General features: G+C 55.4%; 18 protein-coding genes and 2 tRNA genes. 12 read left to right on the top strand and 8 right to left on the bottom strand.

The genetic code is table 11. The features are described 5' to 3' along the window. The first annotated feature begins 123 nt into the window (after positions 1 to 123). The 4 genes from urtB to urtE are packed head-to-tail and all read left to right on the top strand — an operon-like array spanning position 124 to position 4,394. Positions 124 to 1,707 (top strand): urea ABC transporter permease subunit UrtB, encoded by a 1,584-nt coding sequence (gene urtB / locus KIH26_RS03915; RefSeq protein WP_213442662.1) that lies wholly within the window; start codon positions 124 to 126, stop codon positions 1,705 to 1,707. After that, positions 1,704 to 2,822, top strand: coding sequence for an urea ABC transporter permease subunit UrtC (urtC, locus tag KIH26_RS03920; RefSeq protein ID WP_213442664.1), 1,119 nt, complete (start codon positions 1,704 to 1,706; stop codon positions 2,820 to 2,822). The genes urtB and urtC overlap by 4 nt, the downstream gene beginning before the upstream one ends. After that, on the top strand, positions 2,819 to 3,691 hold the full coding sequence (gene urtD / locus KIH26_RS03925; protein ID WP_213442666.1) for an urea ABC transporter ATP-binding protein UrtD: 873 nt from the start codon (positions 2,819 to 2,821) through the stop codon (positions 3,689 to 3,691). The genes urtC and urtD overlap by 4 nt, the downstream gene beginning before the upstream one ends. A 10-nt stretch (positions 3,692 to 3,701) precedes the next feature. Further along, positions 3,702 to 4,394 carry an urea ABC transporter ATP-binding subunit UrtE gene (gene urtE / locus KIH26_RS03930; RefSeq protein WP_213444653.1) on the top strand — a complete coding sequence of 231 codons (693 nt, stop codon included), beginning with the start codon at positions 3,702 to 3,704 and terminating at the stop codon, positions 4,392 to 4,394. Between the two features lie 154 nt (positions 4,395 to 4,548). Here the strand turns inward: urtE and KIH26_RS03935 are convergent, their stop codons facing one another. Continuing rightward, the gene (locus tag KIH26_RS03935) at positions 4,549 to 5,397 is read right to left on the bottom strand and encodes an urease accessory protein UreD (protein WP_213442668.1); all 849 of its coding nucleotides are present in this window, start codon (positions 5,395 to 5,397) and stop codon (positions 4,549 to 4,551) included. Positions 5,398 to 5,458: 61 nt separating this feature from the next. Continuing rightward, complete coding sequence (locus tag KIH26_RS03940) at positions 5,459 to 6,358, bottom strand: AEC family transporter (protein WP_213442670.1); 900 nt, start codon at positions 6,356 to 6,358, stop codon at positions 5,459 to 5,461. A 138-nt stretch (positions 6,359 to 6,496) separates the two neighbouring features. Here KIH26_RS03940 and KIH26_RS03945 point away from each other — a divergent pair, with 138 nt between their 5' ends. Together KIH26_RS03945 and xerD are read left to right on the top strand one after the other, a co-directional pair. Next, on the top strand, positions 6,497 to 7,492 hold the full coding sequence (locus tag KIH26_RS03945; RefSeq protein ID WP_213442672.1) for a tripartite tricarboxylate transporter substrate binding protein BugE: 996 nt from the start codon (positions 6,497 to 6,499) through the stop codon (positions 7,490 to 7,492). Next, entirely contained in the window at positions 7,485 to 8,384 is a 900-nt protein-coding gene (xerD, locus tag KIH26_RS03950; RefSeq protein ID WP_213442674.1) for a site-specific tyrosine recombinase XerD, read from the top strand. Before KIH26_RS03945 ends, xerD begins: the two co-directional genes overlap by 8 nt. A gap of 17 nt (positions 8,385 to 8,401) precedes the next feature. Here xerD and KIH26_RS03955 read toward each other — a convergent pair whose 3' ends face one another. Together KIH26_RS03955 and KIH26_RS03960 are read right to left on the bottom strand one after the other, a co-directional pair. Further along, positions 8,402 to 9,610, bottom strand: coding sequence for a hypothetical protein (locus KIH26_RS03955; protein ID WP_213442675.1), 1,209 nt, complete (start codon positions 9,608 to 9,610; stop codon positions 8,402 to 8,404). Positions 9,611 to 9,827: 217 nt separating this feature from the next. Next, positions 9,828 to 9,912: transfer RNA gene (locus tag KIH26_RS03960), tRNA-Leu, on the bottom strand. Between the two features lie 51 nt (positions 9,913 to 9,963). Here KIH26_RS03960 and cysM point away from each other — a divergent pair. The 3 genes from cysM to KIH26_RS03975 all read left to right on the top strand — a co-directional run bounded on the left by cysM (position 9,964) and on the right by KIH26_RS03975 (position 11,757). Next, entirely contained in the window at positions 9,964 to 10,887 is a 924-nt protein-coding gene (cysM, locus tag KIH26_RS03965) for a cysteine synthase CysM (protein WP_213442677.1), read from the top strand. 85 nt (positions 10,888 to 10,972) lie between these two features. Further along, positions 10,973 to 11,503 carry an NUDIX hydrolase gene (locus KIH26_RS03970; protein WP_213442680.1) on the top strand — a complete coding sequence of 177 codons (531 nt, stop codon included), beginning with the start codon at positions 10,973 to 10,975 and terminating at the stop codon, positions 11,501 to 11,503. A 26-nt stretch (positions 11,504 to 11,529) separates the two neighbouring features. Then, positions 11,530 to 11,757 (top strand): sulfurtransferase TusA family protein, encoded by a 228-nt coding sequence (locus tag KIH26_RS03975; RefSeq protein WP_213442682.1) that lies wholly within the window; start codon positions 11,530 to 11,532, stop codon positions 11,755 to 11,757. Positions 11,758 to 11,839: 82 nt separating this feature from the next. Here the strand turns inward: KIH26_RS03975 and KIH26_RS03980 are convergent, their stop codons facing one another. From KIH26_RS03980 to KIH26_RS03990, 3 genes are all read right to left on the bottom strand, one after another. Further along, on the bottom strand, positions 11,840 to 14,803 hold the full coding sequence (locus tag KIH26_RS03980; protein WP_213442689.1) for a valine--tRNA ligase: 2,964 nt from the start codon (positions 14,801 to 14,803) through the stop codon (positions 11,840 to 11,842). A 115-nt stretch (positions 14,804 to 14,918) separates the two neighbouring features. After that, positions 14,919 to 15,842: a pseudouridine-5'-phosphate glycosidase gene (locus KIH26_RS03985; protein WP_249660940.1), complete on the bottom strand. Its 924-nt coding sequence runs from the start codon at positions 15,840 to 15,842 to the stop codon at positions 14,919 to 14,921. A gap of 10 nt (positions 15,843 to 15,852) precedes the next feature. Continuing rightward, a complete protein-coding gene (locus KIH26_RS03990) occupies positions 15,853 to 16,788 on the bottom strand; it encodes a carbohydrate kinase family protein (protein WP_213442691.1) in 936 nt (311 codons plus the stop codon). Between the two features lie 293 nt (positions 16,789 to 17,081). Between KIH26_RS03990 and KIH26_RS03995 the strand changes: the two genes are divergently transcribed. Continuing rightward, a complete protein-coding gene (locus KIH26_RS03995; RefSeq protein WP_213442693.1) occupies positions 17,082 to 18,044 on the top strand; it encodes a diacylglycerol/lipid kinase family protein in 963 nt (320 codons plus the stop codon). After that, complete coding sequence (locus tag KIH26_RS04000) at positions 18,041 to 18,835, top strand: metallophosphoesterase family protein (RefSeq protein WP_213442695.1); 795 nt, start codon at positions 18,041 to 18,043, stop codon at positions 18,833 to 18,835. Before KIH26_RS03995 ends, KIH26_RS04000 begins: the two co-directional genes overlap by 4 nt. A gap of 89 nt (positions 18,836 to 18,924) precedes the next feature. Here the strand turns inward: KIH26_RS04000 and KIH26_RS04005 are convergent. Next, a tRNA-Lys gene (locus KIH26_RS04005) sits at positions 18,925 to 19,000 on the bottom strand. A 172-nt stretch (positions 19,001 to 19,172) separates the two neighbouring features. Here KIH26_RS04005 and KIH26_RS04010 point away from each other — a divergent pair. Then, the gene (locus tag KIH26_RS04010) at positions 19,173 to 21,587 is read left to right on the top strand and encodes a Tex family protein (protein ID WP_213442697.1); all 2,415 of its coding nucleotides are present in this window, start codon (positions 19,173 to 19,175) and stop codon (positions 21,585 to 21,587) included.

Below are 21,587 nucleotides of genomic sequence, written 5' to 3' on the forward strand. Positions count from 1 at the left end.
AACGCGCTGAATGAAGCAAAGCAAGGAAGGCGCGGCCTTTCTTGCTTGCGGAATTTTTCATGTGTGCATGCACCTGCGCAACGGCGTGCGGGTGATATGCGTGCCCACATGACAGGTTCTTCCATGATTAAAACAATATTTCATGCGGCGCTGATCAGCTTAGCGCTGCTCCACGCAGCGCCAACGGCGGCGCTCACAGCGCAAGAGGCGCTAAGCATTGCCATCGGCGAGTCTGATGCGCGCATTGAGGCGCTTAACAAAGCGCTTGTCGCTGCAGACGATAAAACCGCTGCCTTCATTCAAGCCTTGAGCGAGGATGCTGTGAAAACAGCAGGTGGCAAAGTCTTCATCGTGCGCGATGACAAAGCGACTGACCCCGTGACAAGCGAAGCCGTCACGCTGCCTGAGGGCGCGGAAGATGTGATCAACAACAATCGCATGCGCGGCGAGCTTGATACTGCTTTAGCTTCACTCAAACTCTTCTCCAAAGACGACAAGCTGCGCGGTGAAGCGATTGCCGCTTTGCTCAAAGACCCGGATGAATCCAAGCTGGCTTTGGTGGAGAAGGCATTTGCTGCAGAAGCGAATCCCGAACTCAAAGCAAAGCTTGGCCTCGCTCGCGCTGCCGCCATGCTGGGCAGCAGCGACAAAGCCAAGCGCCTCGAAGCCGCGAAGACCTTGGCCGACAGCAAAGACCCCGCCACACAGCTCTTGCTTAATGAGCGCTTGAAGCAAGAGAGCGATGCAGAAGTCAAAGCGCAGTTGGAAGCATCGCTCGCCAAAATCAAATCATCGCTGGGCTTAGGCGAGACGCTTGGCGTGATGTTCACGGGTATCAGCTTGGGCTCCATCCTCTTGCTCGCTGCGCTGGGCTTGGCCATCACCTACGGCCTGATGGGCGTGATCAACATGGCGCATGGCGAGCTGATCATGATTGGTGCGTATGCCACCTACGTGGTGCAAAACCTGTTTCGTCAATACCTGCCGGGTGCGTTTGATTTTTATTTGCTTGCCGCGATTCCTGTGGCTTTTATGGCATCAGCTCTCGTGGGCGCGGCGATGGAGCGCAGTGTGATTCGTTGGCTTTATGGCCGCCCGCTTGAGACACTGCTGGCCACTTGGGGCATCAGCTTGATCTTGATGCAGCTCGTTCGCACGATTTTTGGCGCGCAAAACGTGGGTGTGGAAAACCCATCATGGATGAGCGGCAGTTACGCCCTGCTGCCTAATCTCTCCCTGCCTTACAACCGCGTGATGATCATCGTCTTCGCCATCCTCGTGCTCGTGGGCGTGAGCTTGGTGATCAGCAAAACCCGCCTCGGCCTCTTCGTGCGCGGCGTGACGCAGAACCGCCCGATTGCTGCTTGCATGGGTGTGAATACGGCGCGGATTGATACCTATGCCTTCTCGCTGGGCTCTGGCATTGCGGGCTTGGCGGGTTGTGCATTGAGTCAAATCGGTAACGTGGGGCCAGATCTGGGGCAGAGCTATATCGTCGATTCCTTCATGGTGGTGGTGCTCGGTGGTGTGGGGCAACTCGCTGGCACGGTGTATGCAGCGCTTGGCTTGGGTGTACTCAATAAATTTTTGGAAGGCTGGTCTGGCGCAGTGCTGGCCAAGATTGCGGTGCTTGTGTTCATCATCATCTTCATCCAAAAGCGTCCGCAAGGAATATTTGCGATCAAAGGAAGGAGTGCCGAGGCATGAACACGACAGTTCACCTTCCTCCTCCAGCGCCGCTGATGTCCAAACGCGGCTGGGGCACATTCCTCGTCGCGCTCATCATCGTTTGCGCCATCGCACCCGTGCTCAACCTCATGGTGCCTGAGAGCAGCATGTTTCACTTAAGCGATTTCGCAATCAGCTTGATCGGCAAGATCATGTGCTACGCGATTTGTGCTTTGGCCATGGATTTGATCTGGGGTTACACAGGCATCTTGAGCCTTGGTCATGGCCTGTTTTTTGCGCTCGGTGGCTACGCCATGGGCATGTATCTTATGCGCCAAATTGGGTTGGATGGCAATTACAAAAGCGAGCTGCCTGATTTCATGGTGTTCTTGGATTGGAAGGTTTTGCCTTGGCATTGGTTGGGCAGCAGCTCCTTCATCTTCCAAATGGCCATGGTGGTGCTCGTGCCCGGTTTGCTAGCGCTGGTGTTTGGATTCTTCGCCTTCCGCTCGCGCATCAAGGGCGTGTATTTCTCCATCATCACGCAAGCTTTGACGTTTGCTGCCATGTTGCTCTTCTTCCGCAACGAAACAGGCTTCGGTGGCAACAACGGCTTCACGGATTTCAAGCGCATCTTGGATATCCCGATTGCGCAACCATCGACCCGCATGGTGCTCTTTGTGCTCACGGGTTGCACGTTGCTCGGTTTTTATCTCTTCTCGCGCTGGCTGGTGCAAAGCAAGTTTGGCCGCGTGTTGCAAGCAATTCGTGATGCCGAAAGCCGCGTGATGTTCTCGGGCTACAACCCTGTGGCCTACAAGCTCACGATCTGGGTGATCTCGGCCATGATGTGCGGCATTGCAGGCGCGCTGTATGTGCCGCAGGTGGGAATCATCAACCCTGGCGAGATGTCTCCTGCCAATTCGATTGAGATGGCAATTTGGGCGGCAGTGGGTGGTCGCGCGACTTTGATTGGGCCGATTGTGGGCGCGTTTGCGGTGAATGGCGCGAAGAGCTGGTTCACGGCGGCCTTCCCTGAGTATTGGCTGTATTTCTTGGGTGCGATTTTTATTGCCGTGACACTCTTCTTGCCGCAAGGCATCGTGGGCTTGGTGCGAAAAGTCTTTGGTAAAAAAGATGGAGGCCAAGCATGACCCCAGATTTGATGGAGCAGGGCGCGCAGCGCCTGCAAGCCAAGCAAGACTTGGTAGCTACCGGCAAAACCGAATCCGGTGGCCGCGATGCAGGCTATGGCCGCATCGCCAATCAAGAGGTAGACACCACGCATGGCCGCATTTTGTATTTAGAAGATGTGCACGTGAGCTTTGATGGCTTCAAAGCCATCAATGGCCTCTCGCTCGATATCGCCCCCGGCGAGCTGCGCTGCATCATCGGGCCGAATGGCGCGGGCAAGACGACGATGATGGACATCATCACTGGCAAAACCCGCCCCAACACTGGCACAGTGTTTTTCGGCTCGACGATTGATCTGCTGCGCTTCAACGAATCGCAAATCGCACAAATGGGCATTGGCCGTAAATTCCAAAAGCCTACGGTGTTTGAGCAGCTCACCGTGTTTGAAAACCTTGAGCTGGCTTTGAAGACCAATAAGGCTGTGAAGAATTCAATGTTTTTCAAGCTAGATTCTGCGCAAAGTGATCGCCTCGCGCATGTGTTGCAAACGATTCATTTGGCTGATAGCGTCACCCGCATGGCTGGAAATTTAAGCCACGGTCAGAAGCAATGGCTGGAGATCGGCATGTTGCTGATGCAAGATCCAAAGCTGCTTTTGCTTGATGAGCCTGTGGCGGGTATGACGGATGAAGAAACCGTGCGCACTGCTGAACTGTTTCTGAGCCTTAAAAAGCATCACAGTTTGGTCGTCGTCGAACATGACATGAGCTTTATTGAACGCATCTCGGAGAAGGTGACTGTGCTTCATGAAGGCTCAGTGCTCGCTGAAGGCACGCTCGCGCAAGTTCAGAATAACGAAAAAGTGATCGAGGTGTACCTTGGTAGATAACGCGACACCTATCCTCGCCGTGAAAGAAGTCCACCAATACTACGGTGGCTCACACATCCTGCGCGGCATCAATCTCGAAGCCCGCTTAGGCAAAGTCACCGTGCTGCTCGGGCGCAATGGCGTGGGCAAAACCACACTGCTCAAATCCCTCATGGGCTTGGTGCCAATTCGCTCGGGAAGCATTGAGCTCGATGGCAAGGCGATTGAAAAGGCCACCTCGTATGAGCGTGCCCGCGCAGGCATCGGCTTCGTGCCCCAAGGTCGAGAAATCTTCTCGCGCCTCACCGTGGAAGATAACCTGCACATGGGCTTGGCCTACAAAAGCGCGAGTACACCGATTCCTGCGGAGTTGTTTGAACTCTTCCCCGTCTTGAAGCAAATGATTTCGCGGCGCGGGGGTGACTTATCAGGCGGCCAGCAGCAGCAGCTCGCCATCGCCCGCGCCTTGGCAGCGAAGCCCAAACTCCTCATCTTGGACGAGCCCACCGAAGGCATCCAACCCAGCATCATCAAAGACATCGGCCGCGTGATCCGCATGCTCGCTGATCGTGGGGATATGGCGATTGTGCTTTGCGAGCAATACTACGATTTCGCGCAGGAGCTGGCTGATGATTACTTGGTGATGCAGCGCGGCGAAGTGATTGCGCGTGGACCTGGGACTGAGATGGAAGCTAAGGGCATTCGGCAGTTGGTGGCGATTTGATGATTGAATATTAAGCAAAGAATAGAACGCAAAAGACGCAAAAACTGCGCAAAAGTCGCAAAAAAGAAAACCAGAATTTGACTGTTTCTTTTTTGCGTTTTCTGCGTAACTTTTGCGCCTTTTGCGTTCTAATTTTTAGATTGCTACTGCTGACTCACATCGCCCAAATACGCGGCGGTATATTGGGCAAACCCCAGGCCAATTCTCGCCACACGCCACGCACTTGTTTGCACAGATCCATGGCCTGCTCCGTGTGATGCGCGAGTACGCGTAGCACAATCACTTGTGCATGCGGGCTGGTGATGCCGCATGTCGCGCTCAGTGCGTGAGCCTGAGCAATTTCTCTGGATTTAGATAAAAAAAGCTCTTTCGCCGGCATAGATATTGCGCGGCCAGCTATGAAAAAGAGAGTGGCTAGGCAGGTGTGGCCAGCCAGACCGATGGGTGATTGCAAGAGGCGGGTGTCGTCTGCGGCGATACAGCCTCGTTCTAGCCAGGGGCTATGCGAGCTGCTAGGCGAGAGTAATTCCACATGCTGTGTGAACGCGCCACGCTCAAACGGTTGATCTGCTGCAGGCAGGCCAAGCGCTGTGATGTCCCAGCCGATGAGCTCTGCTGTGGGCGCGAGTTGGAGTTGCAAGCGGTTCTCCGCCAAGCAGCCGTTGTAGGCGATGTTTTCCAGTGGAAGCCATTCAAGCCGTGCGCCGTCTTCCATCTTGATCACGGTGCGTTGAATCGCAGCATCGCCCGACGTTTTGTAAAAGCGCGTGGCACCGGGTGTGGTGACCAAGGCATGTGCGCCTTCTTTGACATGCACCTTGATGTCTAAACCATCGCCACCTGCCACGCCCCCCGGCGGATGCACCAAGACGTTTTGGCAAATTGCATCGCCTTCGGGATAAAGGCTTTGCAAAATACGCAGCGGGCCGTCATGTGAAAAATCGAGCAGGGTTTTGCCAGCTGTAGCGCGGTAATTCAATGCAAGTTGAGCGTGCCAAGTCATGTTGATTTACTATTAATTCAGTAGCACTCTGCGCAGATTCTATGCCAGCAATCAGTCATTTTCATATAAAACTCAAGGCAAAAGGTAAGCTGAGCATACCCAGTACTGTGGACAGTGTGACAAGCCCTGCAACAAATGTTCCATCCAGCCCCATCTTTGCGGCCAACACATAGCAGCTAGAAGCCGTGGGTAAAGCACTGAACATCAGCAAAATACTGGCCTGTGCAGAGTTGAGCTGAAAAATTTGCACCAGTCCAACCGCTATCAGCGGCAATGCCAGATGCCGCACCGCCAGCAGCGCCACACCTGCGCGTACACGGCTGGCGGTGTTGAAAACTTCCCCCAATTGCAAGCCTGCGCCGGCTGCCATCAAGCCCAGTGCCAGCGAAGCCTGCCCAATGCGGCTCACAGCTGGTTCGGCGAAAGCAGGCACAGAGATACCAAGCACATTAGCAACCAAGCCTGCAAGAGTGCCGACGATGAGCGGGTTTTTCAAGAGTGCTTTGCCAAAGCCTTGCCCAGAATGCCGAGCCATGGGCCACATGGCGGCCATGTTGAACAGCGGCACGCATACACCAATGATCACTGCGATGAGCAGCAAACCCTGCTGGCCACCCAGCCGTTCGGCCAGCGCCAACGCGATGTAGGAATTGAAGCGAAAGCCCACCTGCGCACTGCTGGCGAAATCATCACGCTGCACGCCTGGTAGCTTAGCTACGCTGTAAGCCAGCAATACAGCGCATCCGGCCAAAGCCAATGCCGCTCCCATCAGGCTGCTAGCGGCTCGCCAATCCAAGGGTGAGCGCGAGATCGAATAAAACAGCAGAACAGGAAAGAGCACGTAATACACCAAGCTCTCGACTTGCTCCCACATCGGGCGACCCAGTTGCGTGTAGCGGCAGATCAAATAGCCGCACACAATCAGTGCGAAATCAGGGAAAAGGAGCTGGGCAAAATGCATGAGATCAGGAGGGGCATTTGAGGCTGCAAATCGGGTAAACGAGTATGTGTAAGCCACAATCGCAGACGTTATTAGTTTGATTATTATTCATGCACCGCAGCTCTTGCCTGCATTGATTTTTTTATTTCAGGAGTTCTCATGACTTTTCTGCACAAGCTTGGCAAACGCAACGCTCTCAAATGGATTTCTGTTGGCGCCGCTGCATTGGCTGCTAGCGGTTTGGCACAAGCTCAAAATTACCCGAATAAGCCAGTGACCTTGCAAATCCCTTTTGCACCCGGTGGCACGACCGACATCATTGGCCGCGTCATCTCCGAGCCTCTTGGCAAGGCGCTCGGACAAAGCGTGGTGGTGATCAATCGCGCGGGTGGCGGCGGCGCTACAGGTGCCAACGAGACTGCCAAGGCTGCACCCGATGGCTACAACTTGGGCATGGGCACGGTCTCCACTACCGCATCCAACCCAGCGATCAATCCTAAGATCCCATACAACCCAGCGACCGATTTCACGCCCATCATCAATATCGCTGCAACCCCCAACATCATCGCTGTGAATCCCAAATTCCCGGCCAAAGATTACGCTGGATTCATCGCAGAGTTGAAGAAAAACCCTGCCAAATACAGCTACGCATCTTCAGGCACGGGGGGCATTGGTCATCTGCAAACGGAGCTGTTCAAAAACCTGGCTGGTGTATTCATCACGCACATCCCTTACTCTGGCGCTGGCCCAGCGCTGCGTGACACGGTGGGTGGTCAAGTGGAAATCATTTTTGACAATGTGCCGTCTGCTTTGCCGCATATCCAAGCCGGCCGCTTGATTCCGATCGTCGTGGCAGCGCCTCAGCGCTTGGCAGGTTTACCCAATGTCCCCACCTTCAAAGAGGTGGGCTTGGAGCCAGTCAATCGCATGGCTTATTACGGCATCGTTGGTCCCAAAGGCTTGCCGGCTGAGGTGGTGCAAAAGGTGAATGCGGGTGTGCGTACAGCCCTGCAAGACCCTGCTGTACGTAAACGCATTGAAGACACGGGCTCCATCATTCTTGGCAACACGCCTGAGCAATTTGCCCAGCAAATGGCCTCGGAGTTGGCTGTCTATCAAAAAGTAGTGGCAACACAGAAGCTCAAGCTTGATTGAAGACAGCATTGATGCCTTCGTCAGCAGTCTTTGGCTCGAAGATGGCTTAGCGAAAAACACGCTGGATGCTTACCGGCGTGATTTGAATTTGTATGCCTCGTGGTTGCTCGCTGAGCATTCGCGAGGCATCCTAGCCAGTCAGGAACAGGATTTATTGGCTTATTTTGCTGCCAAACATGGCAGCACCAAGCCCACTTCATCAAATCGCCGCCTCACCGTATTGAAGCGATTTTTCCGCTGGTGTTTGCGCGAGAGGCTGATACAAGCTGACCCCACACTCAAGCTGCTTACAGCCAAGCAGCCGCTGCGCGTGCCCAAAACACTCACAGAAGCAGATGTGGAACAACTGCTCGCCACCCCCGATCTGACCACGCCGCTGGGCTTGCGCGACCGCGCGATGCTCGAGCTCATGTATGCGAGCGGTTTGCGAGCGAGTGAATGCGTGAGCCTCAAATTGCACAACGTGAGTCTCACCGAGCATGTGCTGCGCACCTTCGGCAAAGGCAGCAAAGAACGCATCGTGCCCTTTGGCGAGCATGCAGCACACTGGATCAAGAAATATCTACAAGAGTCACGGCCAGATATTCTTAAAAAGCAAACGAGTGACGATTTATTCGTCACTGCGCGTGGCAGCAAAGCGGGCGAGGCCATGACGCGGGTGGCTTTCTGGCAGATCATCAAGAAATATGCATTGCAAGCGAGCATCACCAAACCACTCTCGCCCCATACCCTACGCCACGCCTTCGCCACACATTTGCTCAACCACGGCGCTGATTTAAGAGCTGTGCAAATGTTGCTCGGGCATGCGGATATTTCCACAACCACGATTTACACGCATGTGGCGCGGGAGCGCTTGAAGAAAATCGTGGCAGAAAATCACCCACGCGGGTGAGGGCGCTAGAGCCGTTATCAGGCTTGCGCCAACTCAAACAAAAGCGCATCGCGCAAATGCGCATCGATACTGGCAACGCTTAAGCGGCAAGGCTTTTTGCTTCCAGGCAAAGACACCTCGTACACATTGGTGGCTTTGACAATTTCAATCAGTGCAAAGCTGCGAATATGGCGGCGCAAATCCTCAATAAGAGATTGCACGTTCTCATCCATCAGCTCAGATTCAATCACCATTGCAGCTGGCAGACTCATTTCACACTCACGAACGAGATGCGTGAGACTGGTTGCATAGCGCGTGCGACATTCGGCTTTAGACAGCGCTTTGTCCACGGCCATTTTCACAGGCGACCCGCTGACATACACCAGCACATCCATCTGCGCGAGTTGGGGCATGTCTTTGGATAGCATGCTCATTTCACTGCTCACTACGCCATTGTCGGTTTCGTTCTGTACAGGGAATTCAATAGATATGGCGGTCTTTCCATCGACCTGCGAGCGCGTGACGAGCACACCCGCAGCTTGCGCCAGCTCGGTGATCAGCTCCCACAGGAAGAGGCTGGTGCGCTCCATGGCGGGCGTGTCATCTTGTGTGCGCACAACATGATCAGCCAAAACCGCCATGCGTGCAGCGTCACCCCAACTGGAGAGCTCGGTGGTCACCGTGAGACGATTACCAAAAGGAATTGCCCATTCAATGGCTGATTCAATCAAGGCGCGGCAGAGATTCGGGTCACCATCTATTGAGCAACTTTGCAGCTGCGGCACGAGCAGCACACCTGAGCGACGCAGATCGTTTGCACGTTTGGCCAAAATACTGCCCATCAGAGGCAGCATAGGAATGCTCTGTATTTGCGGTTTAACGCGACGCAATTTGATCTCAGCCAGCGAATTGATGGTTTGCCCCATATCGGCCAGCGCTGTCACGTCGCGGATCAAAATATTCCATTGCTGAACGGTCGCACCGCGTTCGGCCAAGGCATGCAGCTCTTTGGCGATCGCTTTGGCTCGAGCATAAACTTCTTCGCCGGAAAGCCCCAGCAAAGCCAAGTTCACATCAGGGGCATTGACGTCGGGCGCGGCCACAAAGCGATTAGTGCCAAAGCTGCCCGTGCGCATCACATCAGAATCGTTCCACGCAGAGCTCTCCCCGCCCACTTGCGTGAGCATGCTTTCCCAATCGGTGCGTTCAGGGCTGCCGCTGATCGCGCGCAGCAATTTGGTCAGCAAAGTGAGCTCTCGATCATCAAGTGAGGTTAAAAGTAGGCGGGTCTGTTACAAATTGCATCATATTTTCAGCAATTTGCAACTAATTGCAGTCTAGCAAGGATACGCATGCATAGCAAGATCAGATCTGGGGAGCCGACCTACTGTTACACGAATTCAAGTTGGAGCGTTGCCGTAAAACCAAAAAAGCTTGATTGGAGATAACCAATCAAGCTTTGTCTGGTGCCCGGGGCCGGAATCGAACCGGCACGCCTTGCGGCGGGGGATTTTGAGTCCCCTGCGTCTACCAATTTCACCACCCGGGCAGGAATGGGTATTCGTAAATGCGAAGCCCTCAATTATGGCACAGTACGGGTATGACTTTGCTACAAAACAACACCGATTTTCCAACCATTGAACAAGCCATTGGCAAAACCCCACTCGTGCGGCTGCAGCGAATCGGCGCTGATCTCTGCGCAAGCCAGGGTAATGTGATCCTCGGCAAGCTTGAGGGTAACAACCCCGCCGGCAGCGTGAAAGATCGCCCCGCGCTCTCCATGATCGCTCGCGCACAGGAGCGCGGCGACATCAAGCCGGGCGATACCTTGATCGAAGCCACCTCGGGCAACACGGGCATTGCGCTGGCTATGGCGGCTGCCATCAAAGGCTACAAGATGGTGCTCATCATGCCGGAAGATCTTTCCATTGAGCGTGCGCAAACCATGAAAGCCTTCGGCGCAGAGCTGATCTTGACCCCCAAAAGCGGCGGCATGGAATATGCGCGTGATTTGGCCGATACCATGCAAAAAGAGGGCAAAGGCCGTGTGCTCGATCAGTTTGCGAATGCAGACAATCCACGCATCCATTACGAGACCACAGGCCCGGAGATTTGGGAGCAAACCCGTGGCAAGATCACACATTTTGTGAGCGCGATGGGTACCACGGGCACGATCACTGGCGTCTCAAAATTCCTCAAAGAGAAGAACCCGAAGATTCAAATCGTCGGCGCGCAGCCCTCCGAAGGTTCGCGTATTCCTGGCATTCGCAAATGGCCGCAGGAATATTTGCCGAAGATCTACGATCCTAAAAACGTCGATGAACTGATTAATGTGAGCCAGCTTGACGCAGAAGACATGTGCCGCCAAATGGCCCGAGAAGAGGGCATCTTTGCAGGCATCTCTGCAGCTGGCGCATGCTGGGTGGCTCAGCAGATCGCCGCGCGCGAGAAGGATGCGGTGATCGTGTTCATCGTGTGTGATCGCGGTGATCGTTATCTGTCTACCGGCGTCTTCCCGGCATAAGATATTGGCTCGATTTTTAAGCGTTTTAGGCAGTTCGGCGGCATAGAATCTGCGCGAAATGCTATTAAAATAATAGTAAACAAGAATGAGTTCAAGCTTCAAATTCTGCCCCCAATGCGCCACCTTCTTAGCTTTTGAAAAGCAAATGGAAGATGGCGGCGAGAAAGAGCGCCTGCGCTGTCCCGCCTGTGGCTACACCCATTGGAACAACCCCACGCCCGTGCTCGCCGCGATTGTGGAATACAAGGGGCAAATTCTCTTGGCGCGCAATGCGGCTTGGCCGGGCAAGATGTTCGCGCTGATCACGGGTTTCATGGAAGCAGGTGAAACACCCCAAGGCGGCATCGCGCGCGAGGTGAAAGAAGAGACGAACCTGGATTGCAGCGAAGTCAACTTGGTTGGCGTATACGATTTTCAGCGCATGAACCAAGTCATCATCGCCTACCATGTGGTGGCGCATGGTGAGGTGGCCTTATCGCCCGAATTAGCCGAATACAAGCTCTACGACTATGAAGCCGTGAAATGCTGGCCTGCGGGCACAGGCTATGCGTTGGCAGAATGGCTGAAAAAGGTCAAAGGCATCGAGCCCGAGTTCGTTGACTGGGCTAAGCGCTAAAATCCCGATACTTACAGAGACTCCTCATGCACATCGACAAAGAACTCGACACCCGCGGCCTGAACTGCCCCCTGCCCATCCTCAAAGCCAAGAAGGCGTTGGCAGAGTTAGCCAGCGGCCAAATGCTCAAAGTGGTGGCCACCGATCCCGGCTCTGTGCGCGATTTCCAGGCTTTTGCCAAGCAGACAGGCAATGAGTTGGTGGATCAGCAAACCATTGGCGCTGATTTCGTGCATGTGATGCGCAGACGCTAAAGCGCTCTGATTTTTAAGCAAAATAGACAGCTAGCCGGCGCAGAATCTGCGCAGCTAGCTATTTTTTTGATAGTAGGCGGGTTTAACCAAGCCGTTTGATTTGCTCGCGCAACTTGTCTAAAGTCGCACTGAAATCGGCCAAGCGTTTGCGCTCTTGATCGAGCACGGCGGCGGGGGCTTTGGCGACGAAGGCTTCGTTGCCTAGTTTGGCGTTGGCTTTCGTCACTTCACCTTCCAAGCGAGCGACTTCTTTCGTTAAGCGCGCTTTTTCTGCGGCCACATCCACTTCCACGAAGAGCGAGAGGCGTGCTTCGCCGACGACGGCTGTGGGGGATGCGCCGCTGGCTTGGGCCCAATCGGCTTCTGTGGCGAAGGTTTTTACGTCGGACAACTTGGCCAAGGCTTTGAGCAAATCGGCGCTTTGACTGATGAACTCTGCATCGCCCGTGACAAGCATCGGCAGGCGCTGGGCGGGGCTGACGTTCATCTCGCCGCGTAGATTGCGGCAGGCATCGACGATGGATTTGAGTTTGGCGACGTGGGCGATGGCTGCTGGGTCGATCTTCTCGGGCTGGGCTTGCGGGTAGCGTGCTACTGCCACGGAGTCACCTTTGAGGCCTGCGACTGGCGCTACCTTCTGCCACAGCTCTTCGGTGATGAAAGGAATGATCGGGTGCGCGAGGCGCATGATGCATTCGAGCGTGCGGATGAGGGTGCGTCTTGTCGCACGTTGCTGGGCTTCTGTACCCGTTTGGATTTGCACCTTGGCGATTTCCAAATACCAATCGCAGAACTCGTTCCACACGAAGTCGTAAATCGTGTTGGCCACGTTGTCGAGGCGATAGTCTGCAAAGCCTTGCGCGACATCGGCTTCCACTTTTTGCAAGATGGATGAAATCCAGCGGTCGGCTTGGCTAAAGGCCATGTAGCCGTGGAACTCTCCACCAGGCTGGCACTGCTCTTTGGTGTGATCTTTTAAACCACAGTCATAGCCTTCGCAATTCATCAGCACGAAGCGCGTGGCGTTCCAGAGTTTGTTGCAAAAATTGCGGTAGCCTTCGCAGCGTTTGCTGTCGAAATTGATGTTTCTTCCCAAGGAGGCGAGTGCGGCGAAGGTGAATCGCAAAGCATCTGCGCCGTAGCCAGGAATGCCTGCGGGGAATTCTTTCTCGGTGTTTTTGCGCACTTGCGGCGCAGTTTCGGGCTTGCGCAGGCCTTGGGTGCGTTTGTCGAGCAGTGGCGCGAGCTCGATGCCGTCGATCAAATCAACAGGATCGAGCACATTGCCTTCTGATTTGCTCATCTTCTTGCCCTGTGAATCGCGCACGAGGCCGTGGATATACACATGCTTGAACGGCACGCGGCCTGTGAAGTGCTGCGTCATCATGATCATGCGGGCGACCCAGAAGAAGATGATGTCGTAGCCTGTCACGAGCGTGGAGGAGGGCAGATAAAGATCGTAATCAGAAACACCCGTTCGCCCTGAGCTTGTCGAAGGGCTCACCGAGGCTTCGACAGGCTCAGCCCGAACGGATTCAGGCCAGCCCATAGTGCTGAAGGGCACGAGGGCGGATGAATACCAAGTGTCGAGCACGTCTTCATCGCGGGTGAGCGTTTTGCCCGGCGCTTTTGCTTTGGCTTCATCTTCATTGCGAGCCACATACACTTTGCCATCTTCGTCATACCAAGCTGGAATCTGATGACCCCACCAGAGTTGGCGTGAGATGCACCAGTCTTGGATGTTGTTCATCCACTGGTTGTAGGTGTTCACCCACTGCTCAGGCACAAACTGCACTTGCCCGCTTGCTACTGCATTGATAGCGCCTTGCGCAATAGATACGCCGGCTGCACCCGGCTTTGACATAGCAACAAACCATTGATCCGTGAGCATGGGCTCCACGACCTGACCCGTTCGCGCGCAAATCGGCAACATGAGTTTGTGGGGCTTAATCTCGATCAAGAAATTCTGCGTTTCCAAATCTTTGATCACGGCTTTGCGGGCAACGAAACGATCCATGCCCTGATAAGCAGCGGGGCCGTTTTCGTTGATCTTCGCGTCTAGCGTGAAGATGGTGATCAGCGGCAGGTTGTGGCGCTGCGAGCAAGCGTAGTCGTTGAAGTCATGCGCGCCAGTGATCTTCACGCAGCCTGAGCCGAAAGCGCGATCTACGAAATCATCCGCAATGATCGGGATTTGTCGGTTACACAGCGGCAGATCGACCATCTTGCCGACGAGGTGTTTGTAGCGCTCGTCTTCAGGATGCACGCAAAGCGCGCCATCGGCCAGCATCGTCTCGGGGCGGGTGGTGGCGATTTGCAGGCCACGCTGCATCTGGCCTTCAATCATCTGCTCGCCATCAGCAAACGGGTACAAGATGTAGTGCATCTTGCCATCGGCCTCTTGGCTTTCCACTTCCAGATCACTCACCGCGCTTTTGAGCACCGGGTCCCAATTCACCAAGCGCTTGCCGCGATAGATCAGGCCTTCTTCGTAGAGGCGCACGAAGGTTTCGGTGACGACTTTGGAGAGTTTGTCATCCATCGTGAAGTATTCGCGGCTCCAATCCACGCTCGCGCCCATGCGGCGCATTTGTGTGGTGATGGTGTTGCCGGATTCTTCTTTCCAATCCCACACGCGGGCGACGAAATTCTTACGGCCTAAGTCATAGCGGGTTTGGCCTTTGTCTTGCAACTGGCGCTCCACCACGATTTGCGTGGCAATGCCTGCGTGGTCTGTGCCGGGAATCCAAGCGGTGTTGAATCCGCGCATGCGGTGATAGCGCGTGAGCGAGTCCATGATCGTTTGGTTAAACGCATGGCCCATGTGCAGCGTGCCAGTCACGTTGGGTGGGGGCAGCTGGATGGAGAAATTTTCTTGTTTGGCGGCGGCTTCAGCGCTGGGCTTGCCTGTGCCACGTGTGCCTGCGCTACCGTATCCGCGCTTTTCCCACTCAGGACCCCATTGGGCTTCAATGGGCTTGGGATCGAAGGATTTTGCGAGAGCGTCGAGGCTGGGCTGGGCGGGTTTGGTGATTTCTGCAGTCATAGCCTCGATTTTACCGGGGCGATCTTGACAAGCTGCTCTATACCGTTCGCCCTGAGCTTGTCGCAGGGCTTAACAAGGCTTTGACAAGCTCAGCCCGAACGGGATAGATCAAGGGCTAGGTTGTTATTGTCAAGGCTACTGCAAGCTGCGCGCCCACGCGGGCATTGTTTTTGACCAAGGCGATATTGGTTTTGAGGCTCGCGCCTTGAGTGAGCTCGTTGATGCGCTTGAGCAAGTAGGGCGTTACCCGCTTGCCAGAAATGCCTTGAGCTGTCGCTTCCTGCAAGGCGGCATCTATGATTTGGTTGATTTGCGCTGCAGGAATCTCGCTCTGTGCTGGTACGGGATTGCTGATGAGCACGCCGCCCTTCAAGCCAATCGCCCATTTGGCGCGGATGAAGCGGGCCTGAAGCTCAGGCTCGTCAATGCGGAAGTCGGCTTTCAAGCCACTGTCCCGAGTGAAAAACGCGGCGAAGTTCTCTTGCCCAATGCTGATGACTGGCACACCATTCGTCTCCAGCACTTCCAGCGTGAGTGGTAAATCCAAAATCGACTTCGCCCCCGCGCACACCACGGCCACAGGTGTTTGGGCAAGCTCGGTGAGATCCGCCGAAATATCAAAGCTCTCAGCCGCCCCGCGATGCACGCCGCCAATGCCACCCGTCACGAACACGGGGATGCCTGCCAGCGCCGCGCAAATCATCGTGGCGGCTACCGTGGTTGCGCCCGGCTTGCCCGTAGCCACGGCATAGGGTAAGTCACGCCGGCTGAGCTTCATCACATCCGGCGTGGAGCCCAGCACTTCAATCTGCTCGCGCGAAAGGCCCACGCAGATTTTTCCTTCGAGCACGGCAATCGTGGCGGGGATCGCGCCATGCGCGCGAATCACCGCTTCCACTTCCAAAGCAGTTGCCACATTCTGCGGATAAGGCATGCCATGCGCGATGATGGTGGATTCGAGCGCGACGACTGCACGACCATCTGCCAAAGCTTGCGCAACTTCGGGATGAATATTCAAATGTTCTTTTGCGGATTGCATTTTGCTTATCTCAAATCAAATCAGGTGTGATGGCTGTGCTCACTGTAGAAGTGCTTTGCACAGTGAGCACAGAAAGCTTCATGGCGCGCTTCACTTGGCTTGCCAGCGAATCCGCAGGATAGCGCAGATAACTCGCACACAGGCCGGCGCAGAAGGCATCTCCCGCGCCGCTGACATCCACTACTTTTAAATGCTCGGGTAACTCTGGCTTGATATGCAGGGCTTCAGTTTGCTCAGCCTCAATGCATTGAACGCCTTGCTCGCCGAAGGTGACAACCAGACGCTGCAATCCGAGCGCACGCAGTTTGGCGAACGCGGCATGGATATCGTCTTGAGGCAATCCCAATGCAGCCAGCTCACCACCATTGAGCACCAGTGTATTCACACCATGCAAATCTGAGGGCAGTCGATTCATTTTCGGCTCAGACACAGCCAGCATCACCAGCCTCTGCTCTCGTGCATGCGCCTGCTGCGTGAGCCACGCGAGGCTGCTCGCAGGTAAATTCATATCCGTCATCCAGAGCTTGGCGTTTTGGGTGGTAATCGCTGTTTCCAAGAGCTCAGGCGTGAGCAATTCCGTGAGCGCCATATCTGCCATGCCCATCACGAGTTGGCCGTTTGCATCCAGCACGGCTGTGTAGCTGCCCGTGCTGCCTGCATCACTCACTCGGCAAGAGCCCGTATCAACACCCAATTCACGTAAAGGCATCAGTACAGCTTGAGCCGCCGCATCGCGCCCGACATGCCCCAGCAAACTCACCTGCAAGCCCAACCGCGCTAAATTCTCCGCGACATTGCGCGCTACGCCGCCGGGCGATTCGCTCGCAACACAAGGATTGGAGCTCTGCGAACTGAGCGGTTGCAGAGCCTTCAATTTGCGATCTAAATTGATACCGCCAATGCACAGCACATCAAGTGTAGGCTGCGGTGCAAGAGATGTCTTCATAGGCAAGAGCTTGCCACAATCACAGCTGTTCAAGCCGCTGATCATCAGCGAATATCAAAATTTATATCAAATAGGCTGCTAGCGCCCAGTAGATCTGCGTGAAGTGCTATGCAATAAATAGCAAAATCCAGGATCAACCCACTGAGGTACTTTGGTATTTCATTCAATACACAATCGTCTTTATGCCCAATGAGGGCGCGGAGCATTGAATGTTAGAGCGAACTAAAAACCTAGGTGCCAGATGGAATGCTGGCAAGGCCATGGCGATGTTGCGTCAGGACGCCTTGTAGCTTATGCCAGCGCCGCGCATCGAGCCTGGCCAGCCGTTGATTTTTTTAATCAACGCAGCGGCTGGGCGCAATGATCCTCAGAATCAGCGCACGCTGATCGAAAGCACGTTCAGTCAGGCAGGGCTAAGTGCAGAGATTGTCATGGCGTCTCCTGAGCAGTTGCCCGAGTTGGCTGCGCAAGCTGCGGAGAAAGCGCATCGTTTGGGCACAGCGATTGTGGCTGTCGGTGGCGATGGTACCGTGAACACCGTCGCGCAAGCGGCTCATGCGCAGGGCTGCGTGATGGGCGTCGTCGCGCAGGGCACTTTCAATTATTTTGCGCGCACTCATGGCATTCCGACCGATCCCACGCAGGCCTTGCTCGGTTTACTCGATGCTGATGTAGAGCCTGTGCAAGTGGCCACGGTGAACAGAAAAGTGTTTTTGGTCAATGCCAGTTTGGGGCTGTATCCCGAGTTGCTGGAAGATCGTGAAGCCTACAAAGCAAAATTCGGGCGCAGCCGCTTTGTTGCCTTGGCTGCGGCCTGCATCACCCTGCTGCGCTCCCGCAGACAATTGCGCCTGCATATTGAGCTGGACGGCACAGAATACGATGTGCGCACGCCCACTTTATTCGTAGGCAACAATCGCTTGCAACTGGATCAATTTGGCGTGCAAGCCAGTGCTTGCCGCACTCAGGCTTTTGAAGAAGGCCGCGTAGCAGCCATCATGCTCAAGCCCATTGGCACCGGAGCCATGCTGCGCTTGATTTTGCATGGCGCAATGGGCACGCTGGGCGAGGCAGATGATGTACAGAGTTTTCAGTTTGACCATATGCTGGTGCATCCTGGCCAAAGAAGAGTGAAAGTGGCGATGGACGGCGAGGTGAGCTGGCTGCGTTCGCCTATTGAGTTTTTGGTGCCCTCTAAGCCCTTGTTTCTGCTGCAGCCTCGCGTTGTAAAAGATGCGCCTGAGGCGAGCGCATGAGTGTGTTGCTGCACATCTCTGATACGCACTTTGGAACCGAGCAGCCGGCTGTGGTCGCCGCTTTGAAAGTGTTGGCGCAAGCTCAGCAGCCTGAGCTTGTGGTGCTCACTGGGGACATCACCCAGCGCGCTCGCCGCGCGCAATTTGCCGCTGCGAGCCGTTTTACACAAAGCTTGGGCGCGAAGGTGCTGGCCTTGCCGGGGAATCACGATATCCCACTGTTCAATCTCGTGGCGCGTGTGTTCTACCCCTATGCTGGCTTTAGCGCAGCATTTGGCGAGCAGATGGAGCCTGTGTATTCATCAGCAGAGCTATTGGTGCTTGGCGTGAACACCACACGCGCACACCGGCATCGCCATGGCGAGATATCGCCTGAGCAGATTGAGCGCGTGGCGGCGCAACTCGAGCGCGCCAGCGCCCAGCAATTGCGCGTGGTGGTGGTGCATCAGCCCATCGACACGCCGTATGCTGCTGAGCAGCAGCATCGCGTGCGCGGGCATGTGCTGGCACAGCGCCGCTGGGCGCAAGCGGGGGCCGACTTGGTGCTGGGCGGGCACATTCATTTGCCATATGTGATGCCGCTGGCTGGTTTGGTGCGCTCTATGTGGGCGGTGCAGGCGGGCACAGCGGTCTCGCGACGTGTGCGTGCCGGTGTGCCCAATTCGGTGAATCTGATGCGATGGGGGGCGAGTATGCCGGGCGGAGAGTGTGTGGTGGAGCAGTGGGATTTTGATGCGCTCACACAGGCCTTCGTGTGCCAACGCACGCACACCTTGAAACCCGCGAGATAGCCCGATAAGCAGGGCGATCAACAAGGGCAGAGAAAATGTGCCGCGCAACGAAAAAAGCCTGCGATCTCTCACAGGCTTTTTTGAATTTTTGGTAGGACCTGCGAGATTCGAACTCGCGACCAACGGATTAAAAGTCCGCTGCTCTACCGGCTGAGCTAAAGTCCCACGGTTACGTTGCTAAAACTTTGAGTTTTTTGCAGCGTAGCCCCTGATTATAGCGTGAATTTCAGTGACTTGAAAAGCTCTGAAATGGAAAAATTATGTTTTGAGCGATGTCTCTAGCGGCACGGCGTGGCACACTCACGCGCTTGTTTTATGAGAAGTGCAGTGGGAGCTTATGCAAAGTATCGTTCGGCAGATTGCCACAGAAATCAAAGTCAAAGAGTCTCAAGTGCAGGCGGCCGTGAGCCTGCTCGATGGTGGGGCGACCGTGCCCTTCATCGCGCGCTACCGCAAAGAAGCTACCGATGGGCTGGATGATATTCAGCTGCGTGAGCTGGAATATCGGCTGGGCTATCTGCGTGAGATGGCGGATCGCCGCGAGGCAATTCTGAAGAGCATTCAAGAGCAGGGCAAGCTCACGCCTGAGCTGCATGCCGCGATTGAGGCCGCGCCCACCAAGCAAGAGCTGGAAGATTTGTATCTGCCGTTTAAGCCCAAGCGCCGCACCAAGGGCATGATTGCGCGGGAGGCGGGCATTGAGCTGCTGGCGGATTTGCTGTTTGCTGATCCATCGCTGAATCCTATAACTGAGGCCGAAAAATTCACCACGCCCGCAGGCAGCATCGAAGGCGCGGATTTTTCTAACGCGCTGGCTGTGCTCGATGGCGTGCGCGATATTTTGAGCGAGCGTTGGGCGGAAGATGCTGGCCTTGTGCAGAGCTTGCGTGAATGGCTGTGGCAAGAGGCGGCCTTTGTCTCCAAGCTACTCGAAGGTAAGGATGAGAAGAATCCTGATATCGCCAAATTTCAAGATTATTTTGATTACAGCGAGCCGATTCGCACCGTGCCGTCGCATCGTGCGCTTGCCGTGTTTCGCGGGCGTGCAGCCGAGTATTTAGAGGCAAAACTGGATGTGCCCGGCGTGGAATCTGCGCAAGGCGCTACTAATACTGTAGCGAAACCTGTGAGCCTCGCAGAAGGCCGTATCGCTCTGCATCTGAAATGGAGCCATGCCGCAAGGCCTGCTGACGATCTCATTCGCAAATGCGTGAGCTGGACGTGGAAGGTCAAGCTATCGCTGAGCTTGGAGCGCGATTTGTTTGCCCGCCTGCGTGAAGAGGCTGAGAAAGTGGCCATCAAAGTGTTTGCGCAAAACGTGCGCGATCTGCTGCTGGCCGCGCCTGCGGGGCCTAAGGCTGTGATGGGGCTTGATCCCGGCATTCGCACAGGTGTGAAAGTGGCCGTGGTGGATGCGACGGGTAAGCTGCTGGAGACGAGCACCGTGTATCCGCATGAGCCGCGCAAAGATTGGGATGGCGCGCTGCACACGCTCGCTCTGCTGAGCAAGAAGCATGGGGTTGAACTCATCGCCATCGGCAACGGCACAGCCTCGCGCGAGACGGATAAGCTGGCTGGCGATCTCATCAAGTTACTATCAAAAGATGAGCACTCCGCGCAGGAAACATACCGGCAAGATGGCCAAAATGCCTTAAAAACGATACAAAAAATCGTCGTCAGCGAATCCGGCGCATCCATCTACAGCGCCAGCGAATACGCCAGCCAAGAAATGCCCGATGTGGATGTGAGCCTGCGCGGCGCGGCTTCCATTGCGCGGCGCTTGCAAGATCCGCTGGCCGAGCTCGTGAAGATTGATCCCAAGAGCATCGGCGTGGGGCAGTATCAGCATGATGTGAATCAGAGCGAGTTGGTCAAAAGCCTCGATGCCGTGGTGGAAGATTGCGTGAACGGCGTGGGTGTGGATTTGAATACTGCAAGCGTGCCGTTGCTCACGCGCGTGGCTGGGCTGAATGGCTCGGTGGCCAAAGCTGTGGTGCGTCATCGCGAAGCCAAAGGCGCATTCATTTCCCGGCAAGATTTGCTCGCCGTGAGCGGCCTCGGCGCGAAGACCTTCGAGCAATGCGCCGGCTTCCTGCGCATACGCGGCGGCAGCAATCCGCTGGATGCCACGGGCGTGCACCCAGAGAGCTATGAAGTGGTGGAGAAGCTGCTCGCCTTGGTGAAGAAACCCATTCAAGAGGTGATGGGGCGCAGCGAGATTTTGAAGAGCGTCAAGCCCGAGCAAATCGTCACAGAAAAAGCTGGCGCGCTCACCGTACAAGACATCCTCGCTGAACTAGAAAAGCCAGGCCGCGATCCAAGGCCAGATTTCAAAGTCGCGCGATTTAATGATGGCGTGGAAGACATCAAAGATTTGCAACCCGGCATGGTGCTGGAAGGCACAGTCAGCAACGTCGCCGCCTTCGGCGCTTTCGTCGATCTCGGCGTGCACCAAGACGGCCTCATCCACGTCAGCCAACTATCCCACAAATTCATCACCGACGCGCGCGAGGTTGTCCGCGCCGGGCAGGTGGTGCGCGTGAAAGTGATGGAAGTGGATGTGGCGAGGAAGCGCATTGGGCTCAGCATGAAGCTTGATGCTGCGCCTTCGAGGGCGACAGGAGATCGCAATGATCGTGGTTCGCGGGATGGGCGTGACCCAAGAGGCGGCGCGAATGCTTATCGACCTAAGCAGGAAGAGGTGCGCAATTCTTCGATGGCGGATAAGTTGGCGGCGCTTAAGCGAAACTAA

Origin of the sequence: Variovorax sp. PCZ-1, from assembly GCF_018413605.1 — a bacterium.
GTDB lineage: Bacteria > Pseudomonadota > Gammaproteobacteria > Burkholderiales > Burkholderiaceae_C > JANMDU01.

Coding starts and splice junctions, on each gene's coding strand:
- KIH26_RS03975 (WP_213442682.1), top strand. CDS start 11,530: ATGCACATCGACAAAGAACTCGACACCCGCGGCCTGAACTGCCCCCTG.
- KIH26_RS03945 (WP_213442672.1), top strand. CDS start 6,497: ATGACTTTTCTGCACAAGCTTGGCAAACGCAACGCTCTCAAATGGATT.
- urtB (WP_213442662.1), top strand. CDS start 124: ATGATTAAAACAATATTTCATGCGGCGCTGATCAGCTTAGCGCTGCTC.
- KIH26_RS03990 (WP_213442691.1), bottom strand. CDS start 16,788: ATGAAGACATCTCTTGCACCGCAGCCTACACTTGATGTGCTGTGCATT.
- KIH26_RS03935 (WP_213442668.1), bottom strand. CDS start 5,397: ATGACTTGGCACGCTCAACTTGCATTGAATTACCGCGCTACAGCTGGC.
- KIH26_RS03970 (WP_213442680.1), top strand. CDS start 10,973: ATGAGTTCAAGCTTCAAATTCTGCCCCCAATGCGCCACCTTCTTAGCT.
- urtD (WP_213442666.1), top strand. CDS start 2,819: ATGACCCCAGATTTGATGGAGCAGGGCGCGCAGCGCCTGCAAGCCAAG.
- KIH26_RS03985 (WP_249660940.1), bottom strand. CDS start 15,842: ATGCAATCCGCAAAAGAACATTTGAATATTCATCCCGAAGTTGCGCAA.
- cysM (WP_213442677.1), top strand. CDS start 9,964: ATGACTTTGCTACAAAACAACACCGATTTTCCAACCATTGAACAAGCC.
- KIH26_RS03980 (WP_213442689.1), bottom strand. CDS start 14,803: ATGACTGCAGAAATCACCAAACCCGCCCAGCCCAGCCTCGACGCTCTC.
- KIH26_RS04000 (WP_213442695.1), top strand. CDS start 18,041: ATGAGTGTGTTGCTGCACATCTCTGATACGCACTTTGGAACCGAGCAG.
- KIH26_RS03995 (WP_213442693.1), top strand. CDS start 17,082: ATGCCAGCGCCGCGCATCGAGCCTGGCCAGCCGTTGATTTTTTTAATC.
- urtC (WP_213442664.1), top strand. CDS start 1,704: ATGAACACGACAGTTCACCTTCCTCCTCCAGCGCCGCTGATGTCCAAA.
- KIH26_RS04010 (WP_213442697.1), top strand. CDS start 19,173: ATGCAAAGTATCGTTCGGCAGATTGCCACAGAAATCAAAGTCAAAGAG.
- KIH26_RS03940 (WP_213442670.1), bottom strand. CDS start 6,358: ATGCATTTTGCCCAGCTCCTTTTCCCTGATTTCGCACTGATTGTGTGC.